This window comes from Micromonospora sp. NPDC000663, from assembly GCF_042898105.1.
GTDB lineage: Bacteria > Actinomycetota > Actinomycetes > Mycobacteriales > Micromonosporaceae > Micromonospora.
This window is the reverse complement of sequence record NZ_JBIAYR010000012.1, coordinates 22,208-43,377: the sequence shown is the minus strand read 5'-3', so window position 1 is coordinate 43,377 and position 21,170 is coordinate 22,208. Positions and strand designations below refer to the sequence as shown.

At 69.4% G+C, this 21,170-nt stretch carries 17 protein-coding genes; 10 read left to right on the top strand and 7 right to left on the bottom strand.

Translation table 11 applies throughout. The features are described from left to right. The first annotated feature begins 44 nt into the window (after positions 1-44). Together ACFY1S_RS26570 and ACFY1S_RS26565 are read left to right on the top strand one after the other, a co-directional pair. Positions 45-3,593, top strand: coding sequence for an amino acid adenylation domain-containing protein (locus ACFY1S_RS26570; RefSeq protein WP_387123240.1), 3,549 nt, complete (start codon positions 45-47; stop codon positions 3,591-3,593). 179 nt (positions 3,594-3,772) lie between these two features. Continuing rightward, positions 3,773-5,008, top strand: a complete 1,236-nt coding sequence (locus ACFY1S_RS26565; protein ID WP_387123238.1) for an acyl-CoA dehydrogenase family protein — start codon at positions 3,773-3,775, stop codon at positions 5,006-5,008. Between the two features lie 424 nt (positions 5,009-5,432). Here the strand turns inward: ACFY1S_RS26565 and ACFY1S_RS26560 are convergent, their stop codons facing one another. After that, on the bottom strand, positions 5,433-7,190 hold the full coding sequence (locus ACFY1S_RS26560) for a condensation domain-containing protein (RefSeq protein WP_387123237.1): 1,758 nt from the start codon (positions 7,188-7,190) through the stop codon (positions 5,433-5,435). Between the two features lie 128 nt (positions 7,191-7,318). On the opposite strand from ACFY1S_RS26560, the gene ACFY1S_RS26555 reads away from it, so the two are divergent. From ACFY1S_RS26555 to ACFY1S_RS26545, 3 genes are read left to right on the top strand one after another with little or no spacing between them, the layout of a single operon-like run. Further along, positions 7,319-7,699: an acyl carrier protein gene (locus ACFY1S_RS26555; protein ID WP_387123235.1), complete on the top strand. Its 381-nt coding sequence runs from the start codon at positions 7,319-7,321 to the stop codon at positions 7,697-7,699. After that, the gene (locus ACFY1S_RS26550) at positions 7,696-9,060 is read left to right on the top strand and encodes a condensation domain-containing protein (protein ID WP_387123233.1); all 1,365 of its coding nucleotides are present in this window, start codon (positions 7,696-7,698) and stop codon (positions 9,058-9,060) included. The genes ACFY1S_RS26555 and ACFY1S_RS26550 overlap by 4 nt, the downstream gene beginning before the upstream one ends. A gap of 51 nt (positions 9,061-9,111) precedes the next feature. After that, complete coding sequence (locus ACFY1S_RS26545; protein ID WP_387123231.1) at positions 9,112-10,095, top strand: LLM class F420-dependent oxidoreductase; 984 nt, start codon at positions 9,112-9,114, stop codon at positions 10,093-10,095. A 78-nt stretch (positions 10,096-10,173) separates the two neighbouring features. On the opposite strand, the gene ACFY1S_RS26540 is transcribed toward ACFY1S_RS26545, so the two are convergent. Continuing rightward, positions 10,174-10,302 (bottom strand): hypothetical protein, encoded by a 129-nt coding sequence (locus ACFY1S_RS26540; protein ID WP_387123229.1) that lies wholly within the window; start codon positions 10,300-10,302, stop codon positions 10,174-10,176. Positions 10,303-10,409: 107 nt separating this feature from the next. Between ACFY1S_RS26540 and ACFY1S_RS26535 the strand changes: the two genes are divergently transcribed. The 4 genes from ACFY1S_RS26535 (at position 10,410) to dpgB (ending at position 14,543) form a co-directional block, all read left to right on the top strand. Then, positions 10,410-11,600 (top strand): serine hydrolase domain-containing protein, encoded by a 1,191-nt coding sequence (locus tag ACFY1S_RS26535; protein WP_387123227.1) that lies wholly within the window; start codon positions 10,410-10,412, stop codon positions 11,598-11,600. Positions 11,601-11,778: 178 nt separating this feature from the next. Next, positions 11,779-12,285: a pyridoxamine 5'-phosphate oxidase family protein gene (locus ACFY1S_RS26530; protein ID WP_364363139.1), complete on the top strand. Its 507-nt coding sequence runs from the start codon at positions 11,779-11,781 to the stop codon at positions 12,283-12,285. A 405-nt stretch (positions 12,286-12,690) separates the two neighbouring features. After that, positions 12,691-13,833: a 3,5-dihydroxyphenylacetyl-CoA synthase DpgA gene (gene dpgA / locus ACFY1S_RS26525; protein ID WP_387123224.1), complete on the top strand. Its 1,143-nt coding sequence runs from the start codon at positions 12,691-12,693 to the stop codon at positions 13,831-13,833. After that, the gene (gene dpgB, locus ACFY1S_RS26520) at positions 13,830-14,543 is read left to right on the top strand and encodes an enoyl-CoA-hydratase DpgB (protein WP_387123222.1); all 714 of its coding nucleotides are present in this window, start codon (positions 13,830-13,832) and stop codon (positions 14,541-14,543) included. Before dpgA ends, dpgB begins: the two co-directional genes overlap by 4 nt. Before the next feature lie 330 nt (positions 14,544-14,873). On the opposite strand, the gene ACFY1S_RS26515 is transcribed toward dpgB, so the two are convergent. From ACFY1S_RS26515 to ACFY1S_RS26505, 3 genes are all read right to left on the bottom strand, one after another. Then, a complete protein-coding gene (locus ACFY1S_RS26515) occupies positions 14,874-15,299 on the bottom strand; it encodes an SgcJ/EcaC family oxidoreductase (protein WP_387123220.1) in 426 nt (141 codons plus the stop codon). An 87-nt stretch (positions 15,300-15,386) separates the two neighbouring features. Continuing rightward, complete coding sequence (locus ACFY1S_RS26510; RefSeq protein ID WP_387123218.1) at positions 15,387-16,547, bottom strand: epoxide hydrolase family protein; 1,161 nt, start codon at positions 16,545-16,547, stop codon at positions 15,387-15,389. 15 nt (positions 16,548-16,562) lie between these two features. Beyond that, positions 16,563-17,939, bottom strand: coding sequence for an FAD-dependent oxidoreductase (locus ACFY1S_RS26505; protein WP_387123216.1), 1,377 nt, complete (start codon positions 17,937-17,939; stop codon positions 16,563-16,565). A gap of 374 nt (positions 17,940-18,313) precedes the next feature. Here ACFY1S_RS26505 and ACFY1S_RS26500 point away from each other — a divergent pair, with 374 nt between their 5' ends. Continuing rightward, the gene (locus ACFY1S_RS26500) at positions 18,314-19,117 is read left to right on the top strand and encodes an alpha/beta fold hydrolase (RefSeq protein ID WP_387123214.1); all 804 of its coding nucleotides are present in this window, start codon (positions 18,314-18,316) and stop codon (positions 19,115-19,117) included. 259 nt (positions 19,118-19,376) lie between these two features. Here ACFY1S_RS26500 and ACFY1S_RS26495 read toward each other — a convergent pair whose 3' ends face one another. After that, the gene (locus ACFY1S_RS26495) at positions 19,377-20,573 is read right to left on the bottom strand and encodes an MFS transporter (protein ID WP_364363117.1); all 1,197 of its coding nucleotides are present in this window, start codon (positions 20,571-20,573) and stop codon (positions 19,377-19,379) included. Positions 20,574-20,749: 176 nt separating this feature from the next. Beyond that, positions 20,750-21,170 (bottom strand): DUF899 family protein (locus ACFY1S_RS26490; protein ID WP_387123212.1); only part of this gene is annotated, 421 nt, incomplete at its 5' end.

Genomic DNA, 21,170 nt, shown 5'->3' with positions numbered 1-21,170 from the left:
CACCCGGTGTCGGCGACGACCGGCGCGCAGGCGAAGGAGGAGCAATGAGCAGCGACATCCCGTCGTTCGCGCGGCGACCGACAGCCAACCAACTCTGCCTGTATCTGGGCGAACAGACGGCTTTCTGGGCCGGCGGTCTGCACCACAGCCGGGCGGTTCTGGTGGCGGGTGACGTGGTCCTCGCGGCGCTGGCTGCCGCGTGCGCGGATCTCCAGCGTCGCCACGCCGCGCTGCGCATGCACTTCCGCGACGTCGACGGAGAACCGCTGCTGGTGCCGAGTGAAGGATGGCCCGTCGAGTTCGTCGCCGGCGTTCCGGGACCGTTGGCGACCGCGCTCACGGTGGCCGCCGCCGACGCGAGCCGTCCTTTCGACCTGGACGACGGGCCCGCCATCAGGGTGGGCGGGTATCCGGTGCAGGGCGGTGGCACCCTCGTGGCGCTGACCATCCACGCGGCGGTTGGCGGCCGTTCGGCAGCGTCGCGGCTGCTCGACGAGCTGGGTGAGCGCTATCCCGCGGCACTCACCGGTCCGCCCTGGCCGTCGACCGGCACGCCGTTGACCGAGCAGGAGGGCCCTGACCGCGTCGCCGACGCTGCCGCCACGCTCGACAGCGTCGGTGCCCTGACCGCGGCACCGCAGGCGATCGCCTGGCCCGCCAGCCGTGGCCGTGGGCGCAGTCACGGTCGGTCGATCACGACGCCCTGGTCGCTGGAGCCGAGCCAGACCTCGCAGGTACGACGGTTCGCCGACCGGGTCGGCGTCTCCCCGGCCACCGTCCTGCGGTGTGCCCTGCGCGTCCTTCTCCTGCGCGAGACCGGCGAGTCGGACGTGCCGATCGGCTCACCGACGCCCACCCGAACCGGCGACACCGAGGTCACGCCCGAGGACATCCAGATTCTTCGCCACGCCCTCGACGCGCACACGTCGGTCGTCGACGCGGTCCAGGCCGAGCACACCACGGCGACGCGGCCGGTGGACCATCCGGGCGTGCTGAACGCGCTGCTGACGCGGGCGCTGCGGTCCGAGCGGGACGCCGGGGTCGACGTCCAGGTCGGGTTCCGGTGTGACACGGCGACTGACCGGCCCACCACCTGGGCCGCCATGGGGGCCAGGGACATCGATCTACAGGTCACGCACTCGCCGTACGAGCTCGAATTCGACGTGACGTTCGATGACGATCGCGTCGTCGGGGCGTGGCGAGGCGCGGTAGGGCTGTTCGACCAGGACACCCTCGATCGGATGGGGCGCAGCTACTCGACCCTGCTGCACGAGCTGGTCCGGTCCCCCGCCGGACCGATCGGCGCGCTCGACGTGATCCACCCGACCGACCGGGCCCGGCTCGCGACGTGGGAGGCGCCAACCCCTCGCGCGAGCGGTGACGACACACTCGTCGAGTTGGTCGGTCGGTGGATCAGGCGTACGCCCCAGCGAACGGCAGTGGTGATGGCCGACGTCGCACAGACCTATTCGGACCTGGACGCTGCGGCTGACCGGATCGCCGCCGGGCTGACGGCGCTCCAGCTCCCCACGGAAACACCGATCGGCATTCTCGTGGCCCGTCGTGTGGAGCTACCGGCCATCCTGCTCGGAGTCGCCCGCGCCGGTCTGGCCGCCGCGCCCATGGATCCGGACCATCCCATCGAGCGCCTGTCGTACATCGTCAGTGACAGCGGATGCGGAGGGGTGATCACGGACGGCAGCCTGCCGGCCGACCGGGTGACGGCGCTCGGCGTACCGGTGGTGCCGCTGGGCGACCTGCTGGCGGCCACCCCGGCACCGATCCGCCGGCCGCCGCACCCGGACTCGCTGGCCTACGTGCTGTACACCTCCGGGTCCACCGGCCGTCCCAAGGGCGTCGCGGTGACCCACCGCGGCCTGGCGAACTGCCTGGTCGCCACCCGGAAGCTCCTTGACTTCCAGCCGGAACAGTCGCTGCTCGCGGTGACCACGATCTCCTTCGACATCGCGATGCTGGAGACCTTCCTCGCCCTGACCAGCGGCGGACGGACGATCCTGGCGACCAGCGCCCAGGCGCGCAACGGAGCCGAGTTGCAGGCCGTGTTGGAACGGCATCGACCCGATGTCATGCAGGCGACGCCCATGACATGGCGGATATTGTTCGCGACGGGTTGGTCGGGCGATCCGCGGTTGACCGTGTCGTGTGGCGGCGACGTCGTCTCGCCCGAACTGGCCAGCCGCCTGGTTGCCTGCACGAAGGAGTTCTGGCACACCTACGGGCCCACGGAGGCCTCGATGTACGCGGTGTGCGAACGACTGCCGCGGGAGCCGCAGCCGTCGATCGTGCCGGTCGGCCGTCCGTTGCCCGGCGTCTGGCTGCGGATCCTCGACGCCGCGGGTCTGCCGGTGCCACCCGGTGTGGTCGGCGAGCTCTACATCGGCGGCGTCGGGGTGGCCCGGGGTTACGTCGGTGCGCCCGGGCAGACCGCCGAGCGGTTCGTGCCCGACCCGACCGGCGAGGGGGGCCGCCTCTACCGAACGGGTGACCTGGCCCGGTGGCGCGCCGACGGCCGACTGGAACTGCGGGGACGCAACGATCGTCAGGTCAAGATTCGCGGGCATCGCATCGAACCGGACGAGATCGAGCGCGTCCTCAGTGGTCACCCGGACATCGCGGTCGCCGCGACCGTGGTGGCCGGCCGGGACCGCGACAGCAGAAGCATCGTGGCGTTCCTGCAGCCACGACAGCCGGGGGCCGGCCAGGAGCTGGTGAGCCGGGTCGCGGCGCACGCCCGCCAGGTGTTGCCGGCGTACATGGTGCCGTCCTCGTACGCGCTGCTGAGCACGATGCCACTGACCGCGACCGGCAAGATCGATCGGACTGCCCTCTCCCGCATCAGGCCACCGCGACGCGACAACGCCGAGAGCGACCAGGAGACACGCTGGGTCCACGAGGCGTGGGAGTCGGTGGCCGGGAAACGCGTCGACCACGATGAGGACTACGGCCAGCTCGCCGGGAACCTGCCGAACGCCTGGAAGCTGCGCGCCCACGTACGACGTGAATTGGGCATCCAGCTCCGTCTGGACGACATCGTGGCCGCGGCCACCGCCGCCGACCAGGCACAGCGGATCCGACAGGAGCAGCTCGCCGCCGGCACGCCGCCGCTGCGCTGGTCTGGACGTACGGACCGGGCCGCGCTGGTCCTGCTGCAGGGGGACGCGGCCTGGCCGGCGCAGGCTGTGGCGGAATTCGAGCGCTGGTTCAAGGTGGCGGTCCTCGACGTGCCCGACGGGCGCCCGCAGGACGTGCCGGCGCGGCTGGCGACCATCGACGCTCCGGGCGGCACCGTTCTGGCCGCGTACGGCGGACTGGTGACACAGGCGGCCGAGTTCGCCCAGACGGTGCGCAGGCGGATCGGCGTGGGGCCGAAGGTGCTGGCCGTCGAACCGGCCGCGCCGAGCGGACCGCACCCGCCGGAGCCCGCTCCACAGTGGGTGGCGAGCCGCGACCGGGAGCTGCTCCGTTCGTGGCGGGCGACGGCAGCTGAGGCCGACGTCGTGCTGGTGGCCCTGGACCACGACGCGCCGATGGACTGGTCGCTGCTGGCGTCCGTCGTCGCCGGGATGGGCTGACCCGGCCCTCACACGACTCCCGTCCGGCCAGCGGCGGGGCGACCACCACCGTTCCGGACGGTGGCCCGGCAACCGCGAAGTGGTCGACAACGGCGGTCAGGGACGACGGTGGACCTGTGGAGGCGACCAGTCGTCCCCGTGCCAGCGGCGATCGTCAGTACACCAGAGATGGATGGTCAATGACCGCGAACATGAACACCGCCGAACTCGACCTCCCCCCGCTGCCCGAGCCGGGCCTCACCCCGGCCCGGGTGATAGCGAGAGCCGAGGCGATGGTCCCCGAACTGATAGAACGCCAGGCCGAGGTGGAGGAGCGCGGTTTCTACGCCGAGGACATCCACGAACGCTTCGCCCGGAACGGCTTCTACCGGATCCTGGTGCCCCGTCGCTACGGTGGGTACGAATTCGCGGTGGAGACCTTCCTTCGTGTCTCCATGACTCTGGTACGTGGCTGCTCCTCGACCGGCTGGATGTACAGCCTCGGGGCCTCGCACGCGCTCATGGCCGCGACGATGTTCGACGAGCGGGCGCAGGCGGAACTCTTCAGCGGCGGCGACTTCGTGTGTCCCAGTACCGCGGTTCCCAGCGGATCCGCAGTACCCGCTGCCGGCGGCGGCTGGACGGTCAACGGCACCTGGTCATACTGCTCCGGAGCGCCGTACGGGACCCACTTCATGGCACACGCACTGATGCCCGGGGAAGGTGGAAGCCCTCCGTCGACGCTGCTCTTCGTGGCGCCGCGGCGCCAGTGGGCGCGGCTGGACGACTGGGGACAGCTTCTGGGCCTGCGGGGTAGCGGTTCGCACAGCATCACGATGGAGAACAGCCACATCCCCGACCACCTGGCTCAACCAGGCGTACGGATCGTCGAGCACGACGCGACGTCGGGCACGCCTGGGCGGACCCTGCACGGCAACCCGGAGTACGGGGGCACGCTGCATGCCTTCATCAGCCTCCTCAACTGTTCGATGGCGGTGGGCATGGCGCGGGGAGCGCTCGACGCGTACGAGGACCTGCTGCGCGACCGGACGACTCTGGCGCCGCCGATGGTGCCCCGCTATCAGGACCCGGACTACCAGCTCTGGTACAGCGACGCCTTCGGGATGATCGGTACCGCCGAGGCGGCCCTGCTGAACGCGATTCAGCAGTGGCACCACGTGGCGGCCCAGGGTCCGGCCGCCGCGACCAGGGAATCGGACCTGCGCCTCTCGGCCATCTGCCGCCAGGCCGCCAACCTGTGCTGGGAAGCGATGGGGCAGTACATCATCCCCACGGCGGGCTCGAGTGCCCTGCGGCACGGTGAGCGCCTCGAGCGGGTGTGGCGGGACATGTCCACGCTGCGCACCCACGCCGGCCTCTCGGTCCTGCTGCCCACTGTCGCCCTGCGCGGGCTCGCCAGGACCCTGGCGCGCTGACGCGCTGCGCGAGCCTGGCGCGCTGACGCGCTGCGCGAGCCTGGCGCGCTGCCTGCGCCTGGTGCACGACGACCCCTGAGTCGGCGCCGACGACGATCCCGACCCGGTGCGCCACTGCCTGGAGGGATCGTCTGGCGTGCCCACGGTCGCAGGATCTTCGGTGGTCCTCACCAGCTGTCTGGTGGCCGCTCCCGTACCGGGTGTACGCACGAGTCAGCACCGCCGCGCGGGGACTCCCTGCGCGGCGGTGCTGCCCATTCCTGTGGAGTTCGGAGCGCGATCGGCGTCAACCGGCCGGTCGCACGAATGCCCGGCCGGCCCTTCGGCCGTCAGCCGCTCGCGGCCGATGCGGATGCCGTCACGGCACCACCGCCGGTGAACCCGGCCTGTGCCGCGGGTGCGACCGGCCGCTGCCCGGATCGCGTCACGCGGTCAACAGTTCGAGCCGCTCGGGCCCGTCGTTGATGATGTCGAGGAAGTGCTGCTTGATGTCATCGACGAGGCTGGGATCGTGCAGGTCGGTCCGCACCTGCACGGCGACGTGGAGCCCCTCCGGGGTCGGCGTCACCAGGAGCATGACGACGAAGAAGGACTTCGTGGCGAACGCGGTGCCCTCGCTCACGAGAACCCCGTCCATGCCACCGAGGCTGAGGCTGGGCGTCGAGTTGTAGTTCAGCGCGACCATCCGGTCCAGGGGGATCACTCCCTCGGAGCCGCTGAGCGCGTCGGCCAGATCCTTCGGGGCGAGCAGAGCGTCACGCGCGGACATGGCCTGCTGATACGAGCCGCGCATCCGCGCGAGGAGGTGCTGACCCGAGCGGGACGGACCATTCGGCCGCAGCAGGATGGTGCCCACCCTGTTGGTGACGGTCCTGTCGATCACTTCACCGGAGTTGTTCGCGATGGGCACCATCACCGCGAAATCCGGCAACGCGCCCGCCCGGACGATCGACTCCACGTACACCGCCGCTACACCGACGGACGGCGGCATGCCGTTGGCTCGGGCGTAGTCGTTCCAGGACCGTAGTTGCGACTCCGGTACCTGGAAGCTGCGCAACACGGCCGGACCCGCGGGCGAGTACCGCGATCCGTCATGCATCGGGGTTGCCTGTGCAGCCCCGTCGCTGCGGCCGGGGAACTGGCAGGTCGGCAGCTCATTCAGCTCGTCGCGCCAGTACTGACGCTGAGCCTCGATGTCCGACGACGCGAGCTGGTGGCGGAAGTCGCAGGCCATCTCGGCGAGGGAAGCCGTCCGGCCCGGCCACTGCGGCGCCTTTCCGGCCAACCGCGCCGCGTAGGCCACCGGTAGCTCTGCCGTCAGGATGTCCCACGAACGACCGTCGAAGCCCGAGTGGTCCACCGCCACCCCGAACAGGGTGCGACCGCTCTCTCCACTGCGTACGAGCACGCACCGCCAGACCTTCCCCTCGTCGACCCGCAGCGGTATCCGCAGGGTCCGCCTGAGTGCATCGGCCGCTGCCTTGTCACTGTCCTCGTCGGCCAGCCGATGAAACTCCGCCTGTCCCGGATCGGCAGGCACCTCGGCGAGGCCGAGCTCCGGACCGTGCAGATACCGGGCGTGCAACGCCTGGTGACGGCGGTGGACATCGGCTGCGGCACGCTCCAGAGCGGCCACGTCGATCTCGCCGTCGAACCACCAGGCGATCTCGACGACGATCTTCTGCGGAACCGTTTCGGCCTGGATCGGAGTGATGGCCACGAGTTCGTCACCTTCGGCGGCGGAGGGCGTGGCGGGGACGTCCGGTTCGATTCTCGCGGGGGCTCGGTTGGTATCGATCCAGGCGGCGAGCTGGGCCACGGTGGGGGTCCGGAAGACCTGGGTGAACCTGACCCGCACCCCTGTCATCTGCTCCAGCCGGGCACAGGCGACAGTCACCCACACCGAGTCGAGCCCGAGATCGAACACGGAAGCCGTACGCGGCAGGCCAGGAACGTCAAGCATCTCGGCGAAGAGGCGCTCGACCATGACCTCCGTCTCGCCTCGTGGGCTCTCGTCCCCGACAACGCCGGACCCAGCAGCGGTATCGGAGGCCTCCAGGGCTTCTTGCTGCGTCATTTCCACTCCTCGAAGGGATGGCAAGGGCTGGCAACAACGGTTGCCCAGAAGCCGAGGATCGCTCGCCCCTCTCCGGTGTCGCACCTCTCGGGTTGCCTCCCCCACCCACGTCAGACACCGTCACGACTTCGCCCGGGGCCCAGGGCAATCCCTGAGGTGCGTCCCGGTGAACCGGCTGCCACGTTGGGACCCGCACAGGACCTTCAGCTCCGGGATCGCGAATGGGGAAAGGTATGGGATCCAGCTCCGACCGGGAACAGCTCGCCACGCAAGCCACTGAGGCACCGTCGGCGGAGCTGCCCGAACCACTGTTCGCCAACCCGTCGGCCTACCGGGCCCCCGGCACGCGCCGACAGGAGACCCTCTGCTCGCTGTTCGCGGAGGCCCTCGGCGTGGCCAGGGTGGGAATGGACGACAGCTTCTTCGACCTCGGCGGCCAGTCACTCAACGGCGTCCGGCTGATCAACCTCATCAACAAGGAACTCGGCTCGGAGCTGTCGATCGACCAGTTGTTCGACTTCCCGACCGTCGCCGAACTGGACGAACACCTCGGGACCGACGGGTACGGGGCTCCCACTGAGCATCAGACGGCAACCAGCAGGAGGCAGGCGTGACCACAACCGACGCCGAGGGTCGGGCCGCAGCGGCCACGGTGGCCCCGCTATCTCTCAACCAGGAGTTCAACAGCCTCTTCGACGGGGGCGGCGACGACGGCCCGTTCGGTTGCCGCAACCACGCGGTCTCGGGTTGGCGTATCACGGGCGGTCCCGTCGACAGTGACGTCCTGCGCGATGCGCTGCTCGACGTCGTGACCCGGCACGAGGCGCTCCGGACGCGCATCGCCGGGCCGCCCGACGACAGGTACCAGGAAATCCTGCCGCCGAGCCCGGTGCGGTTGGATGTCCGCGACTTCCCCGCCGTTCCCGAGGCGTCCCGCGAGGAGCTGGCCGAGGCGCTGATCCACGAGATCGAGACGGAGACGATAAGCGCGTACGATTCGCCGTTCCTGCGCGCCACGCTGGCCAGGTTCGATGACCGGGACGCGGTCCTGGTCCTGATGGCGCATCACATCAGCGTCGACGGACAGTCCCTGACGGTGATCATTCGGGACCTGGCCAATCGCTACGCCGCCCGGACCGGGCACCGCGTTCCAGACCTGCCAACGGCCCCGCAGTACCGCGAGTACGGCACCTGGGAGCGTGAGGTCGCCACATCCGAGGCGGCGCGCGAATACTGGCGCCGGCGGCTGGACGGCGCCCTGTTCACGGCGATGCCGACAGACCTGCCGCGCTCGATGGGTCTTGCCGAGTCGACGGCCCGGCACCGTTTTCTGGTTCCGGGTGACGTGGTGTCAGCCATCGACCGCGTGGCCAGGTCGAACCGGGCCAGCCGCTTCATGGCCATCGCCGCGATCTACCAACTGCTCATCAATCGGCGGACCGGCGCCACGGACGTGGTGATCGCGACGTTCACGCCGGGCCGCGGTGGAGGGCTCTTCGACGAGACAGTCGGTTCGCTCTACAACTTCGTACCGCTGCGAACGGACCTCAGCGGGTGCAGGTCGTACGAAGAGGTGCTCCAGCGGACCCGGCGGACGTGCCTCGAGGCGTTCGCGCACGACATACCGTCCATTCAGATCTTCAACGAGGCGCCGCAGCTCATGGGCCCGGTGATGACCGACAACGCGACGGCGATGGTCCTCCAGAGCGTCCCCCTGAACCCGATCGTGGACGCGCCCGGTGACCTGAGGTACGTGCAGATCACCCGTCTGCTGAAGTCGCAGGAGCTGGCTTCCGCGGTGCCGGACGGCGCGCTGTGGGACGTAAACAAGGATCTGTCGGGCGATGCCATCGGGTCCGTCTCCTACAAGCGGAACCTCTTCCACGAGGAGACCATCGCCTCCATGGCCGCGGAGTTCGGTGAGATCGCACGCGCCTTCAGCTCGTCCGCTGACGCTTCACCGGGTCTGGTCTGACATCCGCGCCGCGAGGAAAGGACATGCTTCGTGACAAGTAACCCGCACAGCATGCGATTCGGTATGTTCGTCCCCCAGGGTGGCGATTTCGAGCTGGCCGGCATACCGGCGACCAAGCAGTGGGACGTGATACTCGATCTCGCCAAGGCCGCCGACGCCGGGCCGTTCGAGTCGATCTGGGTCTTCGACCATTTCATCACCGATCCGCCGTCCGACGAGTCGACGTTCGAGGCATGGTCGATGATGGCGGCCTTCGCCACCAGCACGTCACGGGTACGGCTGGGGCAGCTCTGCACGTGCGTGGGCTACCGCAATCCGGCCTACCTGGCAAAGGTCGCGGCCTGCATCGACGTCATGTCCGGCGGCCGGCTGGACGTGGGCATCGGCGCGGGCTGGTACGAGCAGGAGTGGCGTAGTTACGGCTACGGCTTCCCCAGCGTCGCGGACCGGCTGGGCATGCTCGACGAGTGCGCTCAGATCATGCGGCAGATGTGGACGACAGGCTCGGCCACCCTGATGGGGAAGCACTACCAGATCGACGGGGCGATCAGCCGGCCGCTGCCCCTGCAGGAGGGCGGGATCCCGCTGTGGATCGGGGGCGCCGGTGAGAAGAAGACCCTGCGGACCGCGGCGAAGTACGCGCAGTACACGAACTTCGGGGCGTCGCTTGAGGGGTTCAGCCACAAGTCCCAGGTCCTGGCCGAGCACTGCAGGGATGTAGGCACCGACTTCGACGCGATCGTCCGCTCGGTCCTGCTCAATGTGACAATCGGCGAGACCGAGAAGGATGTCGCCGACAGGTTGGCCTGGGTCCGGGCCCACTACGAGCCGCTGCTGCCGGCCACGCAACTCGAGGCTCTCCTCGGTTACTGGACGGAGGGCCTGATCGGCACACCGGAACAGATCGTGGAGCAGCTGACCAAGGCCGGCAAGCTCGGCGTCGGGTACGTGATCGCCAGGTTCATCGACGCCGCCTACGACCGGACGAGCATGGATCTGTTCGCCACCAAGGTGCTGCCGGAACTGACCAGGTAACTCTCGCCCGAGGGTGGCTCAGCGGGCGGCCGGCGCCACCGCCGCGTGGCGCGACCCGGTCCAGCAGCGGTGACGCGGTCACCGCTGCTGGACCCTTTCACGAACGGGGGCCGTCGAGCGGACCGTCACGCTCACCGCCAGCTCGGCACTGCCGAAACCGACCTGCCCGACCTCGTCGTTCGGACCACCCAGCAGCTGAAGATTCACTTCGCAGCGGTTACCATCGATTGCCGCACCGGCCTCGTGGCCGAGGCGGATGTCGCTGTCGAACGGGCGAGCTGAGTCTTCGATCGGGCGAGTTGAGGGGGCGGCGGGTGTCGGCTGGCGGGTTCTCGGCGAAGCGATGGGTTCGGGTACGCGACCTGCTCGAGCGTCTCGTCGGCTCTGGTTTCGTTCCCGGCGCCCTGGTGGCGCTCTCCCGCCACGGCGAGGTTCTTGTCGAAGCCACTGGAGCCCTCGCGTTCCAGGGCGCCGGGGCGGGGATCCCGATCGCGGGAGACACGATCGTTCGGCTGGGGTCGATGACGAAGCCACTCGTCGCCGCGTGCGCGATGACCCTGGTGGAGGATTGCACACTGCGTCTGGACGACCCGGTGGACGACCTCCTGCCGGAACTGGCGGACATGAGGGTGCTCGCCGATCCGGCTGGGCCGCTGCACGACACGGTCGCGGCGAACCGCCCGATAACGCTGCGGGATCTGCTGACCTTCACCCTCGGCACCGGCACGATCATCGCCGACCCGGGAACGGTTCCGATCGACGAGGCGCTGAACGGGATCGGCAGGCGGGATCTCAACGAGTGGGTGCGCGACCTGGGGGCGCTGCCGCTGGTCCACCAGCCGGGTGAGCGCTGGATGTACGACACCGCCGCCGACGCCACGGGTGCGCTCATCGCCCGGGCCACAGGCATGTCCTTCGGGGAGGCCCTGCGCGAGCGGATCTGCGCGCCGCTGGGGATGAGGGACACCGGGTTCAGGGTGGACGGTGACAACCTCGGCCGGTTCGCGACGGCGTACGAACGGGACAGCGGCCCCGCCGGCGAGGCGGTCGTCGAGGACCGTCCGGACGGTCGGTTCAGCCGGCCGGTGACGTTCGAGGGCGGTGGTGGTGGGCTCGTCTCGACCGCCGACGACTACCTAGCCTTCGCTTCGGCTCTGCTCGCCGGAGGCACCCGCCATGGCGAGCGGGTCCTCTCACGGCCGTCGGTCACCCTGATGACGACCGACCATCTGACAGCCGCGCAGAAGGCGGTTTCCGGATTCGAGCCCGGGTATTTCGACAATTTCGGCTGGGGTTTCGGGATGGCGGTCATCACCCGGCGTACCCGCCTGGGTCCCTCGGTCGGCAGCTACGGATGGCCCGGCTTCTGGGGCACGGCCTGGTACAACGATCCCGCCCAGGACATGGCGATGGTCGTCGTCATGCAGCGGGCGCACATGGGGGATCAGAAACTTCCGCTGTGGAACGACTTCTGGACCGCCATCTACCAGGCGATCGACGACTGATCCGCACAGCACCGTCGGCAGCCACCGCTCGCCCCACCTCGCTCGTCAGGGTGGTCGGAGGTGCCGACAGGTACGCCGACTCGCGCGTATCGGCCGATGGAGTTGACGGTGCCAGCCAATCGATCGTGTTAACGTCTCCCAACCACTTTCATCCTGCGGCCAGTTCGGAGGGTTGACGATGCCGACGAGCGAACGCGTCGACAGGCGCTACAGCGATGAGGCCGGCCGGCTGGTCCCGTGGGCCGAGGCCGAGGCGAGGCTGGCCGCGGCGGACCTCGCCTGGGTGGTGACCGTACGACCGGACGGCCGTCCCCACGCGACGCCGATGGTGCCGGTGTTCCACGACGGGAAGGTCTACTTCCACACCGGCAGCACCGAGGTGAAGTACGCAAACATCCAGGCCAACCCGCACGTGCTCGTGCTCGCCGGCGACACCGCCTGGGAGCAGGGTCTCGACGTGGCCGTCGAGGGGATCGCCGTGCCGGTCACCGACGACGCTCTGCTGCGCAAGCTCGCCGAGCTCTACCGCGGTCGCTGGGACGGCCGCTGGCAGCTCGACATCAAGGACGGCGCCATCGTCTCCGATATGCCCGACACCCAGATCGTGGCCTTCGAAGTGACGCCGAGCAGGGCGTTCAGCCACGCCAAGGGCGACCCGTTCAGCCAGACCAACTACCGCCTCTGACCCCTGCGGCGCCGACGCGGCCGGGCCGGGCACCATGCTGCTCGGTCGCAGCTGGACGATGAGCCGGCACAGCACCGCGCGACACACCCGCGCCACGACGCGGCTCGCGGCAGTCCCCGCCCGTCAGGCCGGCCGGCACCGTCTTGCGACACCGTGATCACCGCCGCTGCGCTGTGAGCACGTAGACCACCTCGCCGGCCTGCCCTGACGCGCGCCGTCCGGACGCCTTTCGCGACACCTGCCGCCGTGGGATCCGCACCGTGCGGGCGCCGACATCTCCGCCTGGCGCCCGGCAATCTCAAAGATGCCGCATCTGCTGCTCAAGCCGCATTGTCGTAGAACGAGCACAATGCGGCCCTGGTCAAGGACGCCAGGGCAGCTGAGATGCGGAAGGAAGATCTGCGTGTGACCGTTGACATCGCCAACACCCCGGGGCAATACGATCGGACACTGGCAGAAGAGTTTCCCATTCTCCCACCCACACAGTACGACTCCACGATTGTCGGGGTGGGCACGGCCTCGTCCGCCACGGCCTACTCGCAGCAGGACCTGCTGGACACCTTCGCGATCTCCGACCCGAAGATCCGCTCGGTCTTTCTCAACAGCGCGATCGGCCGGCGCTTCCTGGAGCTACCGCTCCCGGCATCGGACGGCACGCCGTCTTCGGAGACGCAGGCGGACCTGCTCGGGCGGCACAAGAAGCTCGCCGTGGACATGGGAAAGCGCGCCCTCCAGGCATGCCTGGACGACGCCGGTGCGACGATTTCCGATATCCGTCACCTGTGCTGCGTGACATCCACCGGATTTCTCACGCCGGGGCTCAGTGCCCTGCTCATCCGCGAACTGGGCATCGACAGGCACTGCAGCCGGACCGACATCGTCGGGATGGGATGCAACGCCGGTCTCAACGCCCTGAACGTGGTGTCGAGCTGGTCCGTGGCCAACCCGGGCGAGCTGGCCGTGGTGTTGTGCACCGAGGCCTGTTCCGCCGCCTACGTCCTGGACTCGACCATGCGCACCGCGGTCGTGAACAGTTTGTTCGGCGACGGCGCCGCCGCCCTGGCCGTGGTGGGCCGTCCCGCCGGCGACTCCGCGGGCACACCTGATCGTCCGCGCATCCTCAAGTTCGCCAGTTGCATCATTCCCGACGCGGTCGATGCCATGCGCTACGACTGGGACAGCGTCCAGAACCGGTTCAGTTTCTTCCTCGACCCACAGATCCCGTACGTCGTCGGCGCTCACGCGGAAATCGTCGCGGACCGCCTGCTGGCGAACACCGGCCTGCGTCGCAGCGACATCGCGCACTGGCTCGTGCACGCCGGAGGCAAGAAGGTGATCGACGCGGTGACTGTCAATCTGGGACTGAACCGTCACGAGGTCCGGCACACCACTGGCGTTCTACGTGACTACGGCAACGTATCAAGCGGATCGTTCATTTTCTCGTATGAACGGCTCCTGCAGGAGAGAGTAACCGCCCCGGGCGATTATGGAGTGCTGATGACCATGGGTCCTGGTTCCACGATCGAGACGGCGCTGGTCCAGTGGTGAGCGCGGAAACCGCCCGGAGAGGCAGGGGTGAGCAGGACGCCGACGGTGCGCGAGGTGACGTGGCGCTTCGCATCGACGGCTCGAAACCCCTGACGATGGAGTCCGTCGCCGCTGTGGAGGCCATCTGCGCGGCGGCCGAGTCGGAGATGTCCACCACCATGCTTCCGGTGCAGGTGACCGGGACGCCTGGCAAGGACTGGGCCCACGGCCTGGACGTGGCACTTGTCAGCAAGTGGGAGCGGTCGCTGCGCCGGCTCGAGCGGCTCAGCGTCACGACCGTCGCTGTGGCCTCCGGCGACTGCGGTGGCCTCGCCCTGGACGTCCTGCTGGCGACTGACTACCGGATCGCCACGCCGGACATCCGGCTGTCCCTGTTCGTTGACGGGGAGGCCACCTGGCCGGGCATGGCGGTCTATCGACTCGCCCAGCAGGCCGGCGGGACCCGGCTGCGCCGAGCGATTCTGTTCGGTGCCCACCTGGACGCACAGGAGAGTGTCGACCTGGGCCTCGTCGACGAGGTGACCGACGATCCGACCACGGCCCTGGCCGCCACCGCCGAGATGGTCAGCGGTCTCTCCGGCCGGGAGCTGGCCATCCGCCGGCAACTGATGTTCGATGCGGCGAGCACCAGTTTCGAGGACGCCCTCGGTCGCCACCTCGCGGCCTGTGACAGAGCCCTGCGGCGGGCGGCCGCTACCGGGACGCCGTAGCGGGATCCCCACCCCGAGTCCGCGCCGGGAATCCGGGTGAGTTGGGGCCGTGGCTGGCGAGCCACGGCCCCAACTCACCTTTCGTCATGTGGGCGGGCAGCCGGCGGCCCGGGATGGCGGAGGCGGACCGGCACACCACGGTGTGTGGGCACCCCCCCGCCGTCAGGACCCGCCGACCTGTGGTTATGCCGAGCTGAGCAGGCGGTCGACGTGTCGGTGGGCAGGTCCCTGGCTCTGTGAAACCGATGGTCCGGTGACGGGCTCCGGTCACGCGAAAGGCGACCGGCGCTCTGGTGAGCACCGGTCGCCAGTGACGTCCCGTCGGACAGCTCAGTCGCGCGGGCAGTTCTGGTAGACCGCCAACTGCCACCTGTCGTCGCGCCGGACCAGGATCCAGGACGCCCGGATGGCGTCCCGGTCCGCCAGTTCGGCCTCACCGGACGCGATCACCCCGCCCGTGGTCAGCAGCGCCACGGCGCCGTCCGCGAGCGGCTTGAGGTCGATGGGCGTACCGGTGACCCGGGTGCCCTCGTACGGGCCGGCGTAGCTGGCCGACATGAACTCCCGGATCTCGTCGCGGCCCTTCTTGTAGACGCCGGGAAGGATCAACGTGCCGTCCTGGGTGAACAGGTCGGCGAACGCGTCGGCGTCGTGCGCGGCCCAGGCCGCGACCATCCGCGCGGGTACGGCGGCGATCTCGGCCTGCTCGGCGCCGGAAATGGACGGCGCGGCGACCGGGGAGGAATTGGTCGTCATGGTCTCTCGCTTTCGTCGTACCGAATCGGACACTGCTCTGCTGAGCTGGTGAACGCTCGGGCGCCGGTGACCCGGGCGCCGGCGCGGTCAGCGTGGGAGGGAGCGGGCGAACGTGCGGATGTCGCCGACCAGCAGCTGCGGCTGCTCCAGGGCCGCGAAGTGGCCGCCCTTGTCGAACTCGGTCCAGTGGGTGAGGGTCGGCATGATCTGTTCGGCGAACCGGCGTATCGGCCGCACGGCGTCCTTGGGGAACGACGCGACACCTACCGGCATCGCCAACGGCCACGGCCCGCCCCAGGTCCTGGCGAAGTCGGCGTCCATGTGGCTCGACTCGTAGTACAGCTGGGCGCTTGACCCGGCGGTCGCCGTCAGCCAGTAGATCGACACCGCGGTGAGGATGGCGTCGCGGCTCACCGCGTCCTCGGGCACCTTCGCCGAGTCCGTCCATTCCTTGTACTTCTCGGCGATCCAGGCGAGCTGCCCCACCGGCGAGTCGGTAAGCGCGTACGACAGCGTCTGCGGACGGGTCGACTGGATCCGCTGCCAGCCGGTGCCGTCCTGCATGAACCGGCCGGTGAACTCCAGCCGGGCCAGGTCCGCCTGGTCCAGGCCGGCCATCGCCGCCGGGTCCTGCGGCGGGAAGGTCACGCACATGTTGAGGTGGATGCCCACGACGTGCTCGGGGTCGGCCAGGCCGAGCCGCAGCGAGATCGGCGTACCCCAGTCTCCGCCCTGGACCGCGTAGCGGTCGTAGCCGAGGCCGCGCATCAGTTCCTTCCACGCGCCGGCCACCCGGCCGGTGTCCCAGCCCACCTGTCCGGTGGGGCCGGAGAACGCGTACCCGGGGATCGACGGGATGACCAGGTGGAACGCGTCGGACGGGTCGCCGCCGTGCTTCACGGGGTCGGTCAACGGCTCGATGACGTCCAGGAACTCCGCCACGGTGCCCGGCCAGCCGTGCGTCAAAATGAGCGGCAACGCGTTCGGTTCAGGTGACCTGATGTGCATGAAGTGCACGTTCGCGCCGTCGATCTCGGTCACGTACTGCGGGTACGCGTTCAGGCGTGCCTCGGCTGCCCGCCAGTCGTAACCGCTCTGCCAGTACTCGGCCAGTTCCCTGAGGTACCCCAGCGGTACGCCTCGGTCCCAGCCGACCCCCGGCATCTCGTCCGGCCAGCGGGTGTTGGCGAGCCGCTGCTTCAGATCGTCGAGCTGGGACTGCGGAACCTCGATACGGAATGAGCGCATCCTGCACCTCCAGAACTAGTCACGGGCCTCTGCGAGCGGCGCGGTGGCCGCCTGCGTACGGCCACCGGATTGCCGGAACGTCCGAAGAACCCTGCCGGGGCGAAGGAGAGCCGACGGCTCGTCGACGAGGCCGGCGACCCTCATGAAGGCATTGGTGAGGCTCTCGTCGTGGACCGCCGCCCGCTGGAGCCGGGCGACGTAGCTGTTGATCATGCGGACCTTGGCGGTCCGGCGGCCCTCCACTCCCGAGTAGCCGAGGTCCGCGATCGCCGCGAAATCCCAGGGCGAGTCGATCTGGCGGGAGATCGCCTGGAAGAACTCACGCGCCGGTGGCACCTTGGCCTTCGTGAGCTGATCGGCCAGGACCTGGGACTCGATGGCGGCGACAGCCATGCCCTGTGCGTACACCGGGTTGAAGCTGCACACCGCGTCCCCCATCACCAGCAGGCCCTCCGGGAACCGGGACAGTCGCTCGTAGCGACGGCGGACGCTCGCCGGGAAGCGGAACATCACCGGGTCGTCGATCGGCTCGGCCTCGCGGATCGACTCGTAGATCTCCGGCACGGGCAGCGACCGGACGAAGGCGAGGAAGCCTTCGGGGTCGGTTGGCGGGTGGTCACCGAGTACACCGGTGAGGGACAACTCGACGCGGCCGTCCTCCCCCGGAAGCCGGTAGTAGAAGGCGCCACGCGGATGTGAGGGGGTCGCCGCCGCGATGATGGCGATGTCGCTGCCGAACGGATCGCGAGGTACCCGGTAGTGGCGCGTGGTGTAGGCGAGATCGACCTTCACCCGGTCCTCGGTCGGCCGGGAATAGCCCAGCTCCTCCAGCCAGGCCGGCGTCCGTGACCCTCGGCCGGTGGTGTCGATGACCAGGTCGGCGGAGAGCACCTCGGGGCCCGAACCTCCGTCGCGGGCCTGCACGCGCACCCCCGTGACGCGGGCCGCGTCGGGGGTCGTCTCCAGCCCGACGATGTCGTACTGCTGGAGGAACCGGACATTGCTGATCGCTTCCACCCTGCCGCGTACGAACCGCTCGATGACAGGCCTGGTGCAGGGCACCGAGAGCAGGCCCGTCTGTGCCTGGCGAAGCTGCATGCCGTTGAAATACCAGCGGATGTCACCGCTGAAGTCGCCCGGCCGGACACCGGCGGCCTCCAGTTCCGCCATGAGGCCGGGGAACCGCTTCTCGAAGATCTGCTGGCCGCGGCCGACGAGGCCGTGGGCGTGGCGGCCGTGCGGCACGCCGCGCCGGGGGCCCGTCACACCGGCCAGCTCGTCCCGATCCACCACGACCACTTCCGGGTAGACCCCGGCGAGTACGTCGGCGGCGAGCAGGCCAGCCAGGCTCCCGCCAAGTACCACCGCCCGGTTACCGAGCTGATCAGGCATCGCGATCTCTTCCTTCCCTGTGGGGCCAGGAACGTGCGCCTTGACGTACCGGCGGCCGCCGTATCGGGCAGGCGAAGGCCCGTCATTCGCCTCGTGTCCCGGCGGAACCAGAGCCAGAATCGGGGATGGCGGCGGGCCGGGCACCTTGCGCTGTGCTCCGGGACCGGGACCTGACGCCCCGTGCGCAGGACCCGATCGAGCACCGTCCGACAAGGCTCCGGGGGCTCATCGGCGAAGACTGGCGATGGACGACGGTCAGTCGAGTCGATCATGAGCTGGCGATGACCTGGCGGCACCGATCCCTGGGCGGCGGTTGGCCCTCGGACGGCGGGGCCGCCGGCCGCATCGGCGGCGCGAGTGCACGAGGGAGCGGCATGACGCATTCGGGCGACGAGCGGATCCTCAAGCGGTTGAGCCCCGGCGACACCGATCCGATCCTGGTAGCCGACTTCCAGGCGATGTCCATGTCACCGCGCCTGAGCGAGATGCTCAGCGAGCGGATCCGGGGCCGGGCGGTGTTTCAGATCGATCCCATCGGCGTGCTGTCCGAGGACCGCCGGTACCTTCCGCTGCCGGAACTGGCCGCGGCCTGCGTGGCCGAACTCCTGGACGCTGGCGCGGACCACGGCCAGGTGCAGGTCATCGGGCACTGCAGCGCCTCGCCGCTGGCCCTGCGGGTCGCGGGCCTGCTGTCAGCCACCCGTCCGGTCACCGCCGTTCTGGTGAACCCGACGTGGCCCGACGACGATCACGTGATGGGGAAGTTCAGCGAGTTCCTCGGCAAGTTCGGTCCGACCACCCGCACTCCCCCGGACCTGACGGCGGACCCCGAACTCGTCGTGTCGACAATGGAGCGGACCCTCCTGGACGAGGTGAACGCCCTGGCGGCAAGCAGGGGTCTCAGCGGCTCGGCGGGAGCGTTCTCGGACCTGGTGGTCTGGTATCGCGCGTGGCTGGCCTTCGTGCTGGCCGGCCGGAACGACACGCAGGCCGGGCCGGCCGTCGGACGAGCCGCGGTGACGGTGCTGTCCGACTCGCCCTCGACCCTCACGGTGCCCGGCCGGAACGAGGACTCCTACCTGGTGCGGGAGCTGCCGGCGCAGCCGGTCGGCACTGTCACCCCCGAGCTGGCCGAGATTGTCGCCACGACCATCGTGCCGAGCCTTCGGACGGCGTGACGAACCCGTCCGAGAGCGACGACCACGAACCCTGTTGCGGGCCGCCTGTGCGATACGGGCGGCCCGCATGTCGTCGACCGCCTGGTGGACGGCGGTCCCGACGGTAAACACATCGACAGCCGCAGGGCCGTCCCGTACGTGTCGACGTACACGGCGGTGACGGCAGGGCCGGCCGGACCGATCCGTCGGTCCAGCCGGCCCTGCCCCGGTTCCGCGGCCCCGGCCCGGCGCGTGGGGCGCCGGCCAGGGCCTGTCCGGATCACTTCACCGCATCGACAGCTGTCAGGTCGAGGTCTTCCTGCGCCTTCGGCCTGGTCCGCTCACCCCACCGCGTCACGGCCGGCATCAGCAGGCTCGGCAGGAGGAAGAACACGCCGAGTCCGATCAGCCCGGGCACACCAAGGCTCAGGACCACACCGAGGAGCAGCGCCGGAGCGGCCGCGTTGCCGGTGCCGGCGAAGATCCCGCTGAAGCCGTCGTACTGTGCCTGCGCGTGCGGCGGAGGCAGTTTCAGGGCCACCGAGAAGAGGCCGGCCGTGTGCATGATCTCGCCGTAGCTGTGCAGCACAACTGCCGCGATCACCACCACCAGCGCCGCCCAGCTGGGCAGCCCGGCCGCAACGGCCAGCACGCAACAGCTGAGGAGGAAGGCCAGCCCGGCCCGCCGCCAGGCGAGCCCGCCCTGCCGGATCGTCTGCACCTGACTGCCGAGGCGGACCTGGAGCAGGATGATGAAGACAGTGTTGATCGCCAGGGACACCGGGATGGTCCACCGCGGGGCGTTCGTCTTGTCGACCACCCAGAGCGGAAGCAACAGCGTGAGGACGTAGAACTGCGGGTGCATCAACGCCTTCAGAAGCGCGAACGTGACGTACGGCTTGTCACGCAGGGCGATCCAGCGCGGACCCGTGGCCGGCCTCGGAATCGGCTTGTAACGCGGCAGCCTGTCGAGAACCAACCAGGCGACCAGGAAGCTGAGCAGGTTGATGACGATGAGCGTGCGATACGCGTTGGCGGTGCCGAGCTGGATCGCGATGCCGGAGGGTATCAACCCGAGCGACAGGCCCACATTCGTGACCGCGTAGATCGAGGATCGGAAGGCTGGCGCGTCGTCGCCGGCCACCCGTCGCAACAGCGCTCCCTCGACAGTCCCGAGCGCATTCGACGCCACCAGGTGCACACAGGAGGCGACGAGGAAGCTGATGAAGTCGCCGATGAAGAGGATGCCCAGCATCGACACGGTCTCCACCAGCAGCAGGGCCCTGATCACCTGGACGGGGCCGCGCCTGTCGGCGAGTTCACCGAGCGGGAGAGCCATCACCAGCGCGGCGGTGAGCGCGATGGTCAGGCCCAGCCCGACCTGCGCGGCGGACAGGCCCACCACGCGGGTGTAGTACAGCGGCAGGCTTCCAATCAGCAGCCCACTTCCGAATGTGTTGATGAGCGTGGCCACCACGTACAAGCGCTTGGGGCCCGGCTCGCTGGGAAAAAGGGAGCTGACAACGCGAACGGGATTCCATCGCGGCATGGCTCGGCCTCCGATCTCTGTGTCGGTCGCTGGCACACGATCTCGGATTCGGCCTCACGGTGACATCTCCGGGCTTGCCTGGCCGTACGCCCGCCCGGCGTCGGTTACGCCTGGCCGCCCAGGGCAGTCAGCTCGAGCAGGCTGTCGGCCTGGCTGAGCTCTTCGACGCGGCGGTCATAGGCGGAGTACGTGTGGAACACGTCGCCGCTGTCCTGGATGAAGCAACTCAGGCCGACGATCTCGACCGGGATCTCGCTCACGACAAGCTCGATCGGCGAGCCGGCAGCCAGGATTTCCGCCTTGGAGTCGAAGTTGTACATCACCGGGGCGACGCGCTCGTCCAACGTGGCGTGGAAGTCGTAGTTGAAGTCGCTACCGAACGACGAATACCACGGGAAATGCCACCGCTTCCATCCCGGGCTGGCCCTGAGCTTGGTCAGCGGCGCGGGGGGCCCCGCGCCCCACCCCCCCCCCCCCGGCCCCCCCCCCCCCACCAGTACCCGGAGGGGTCTGCCGGGGGTCCCC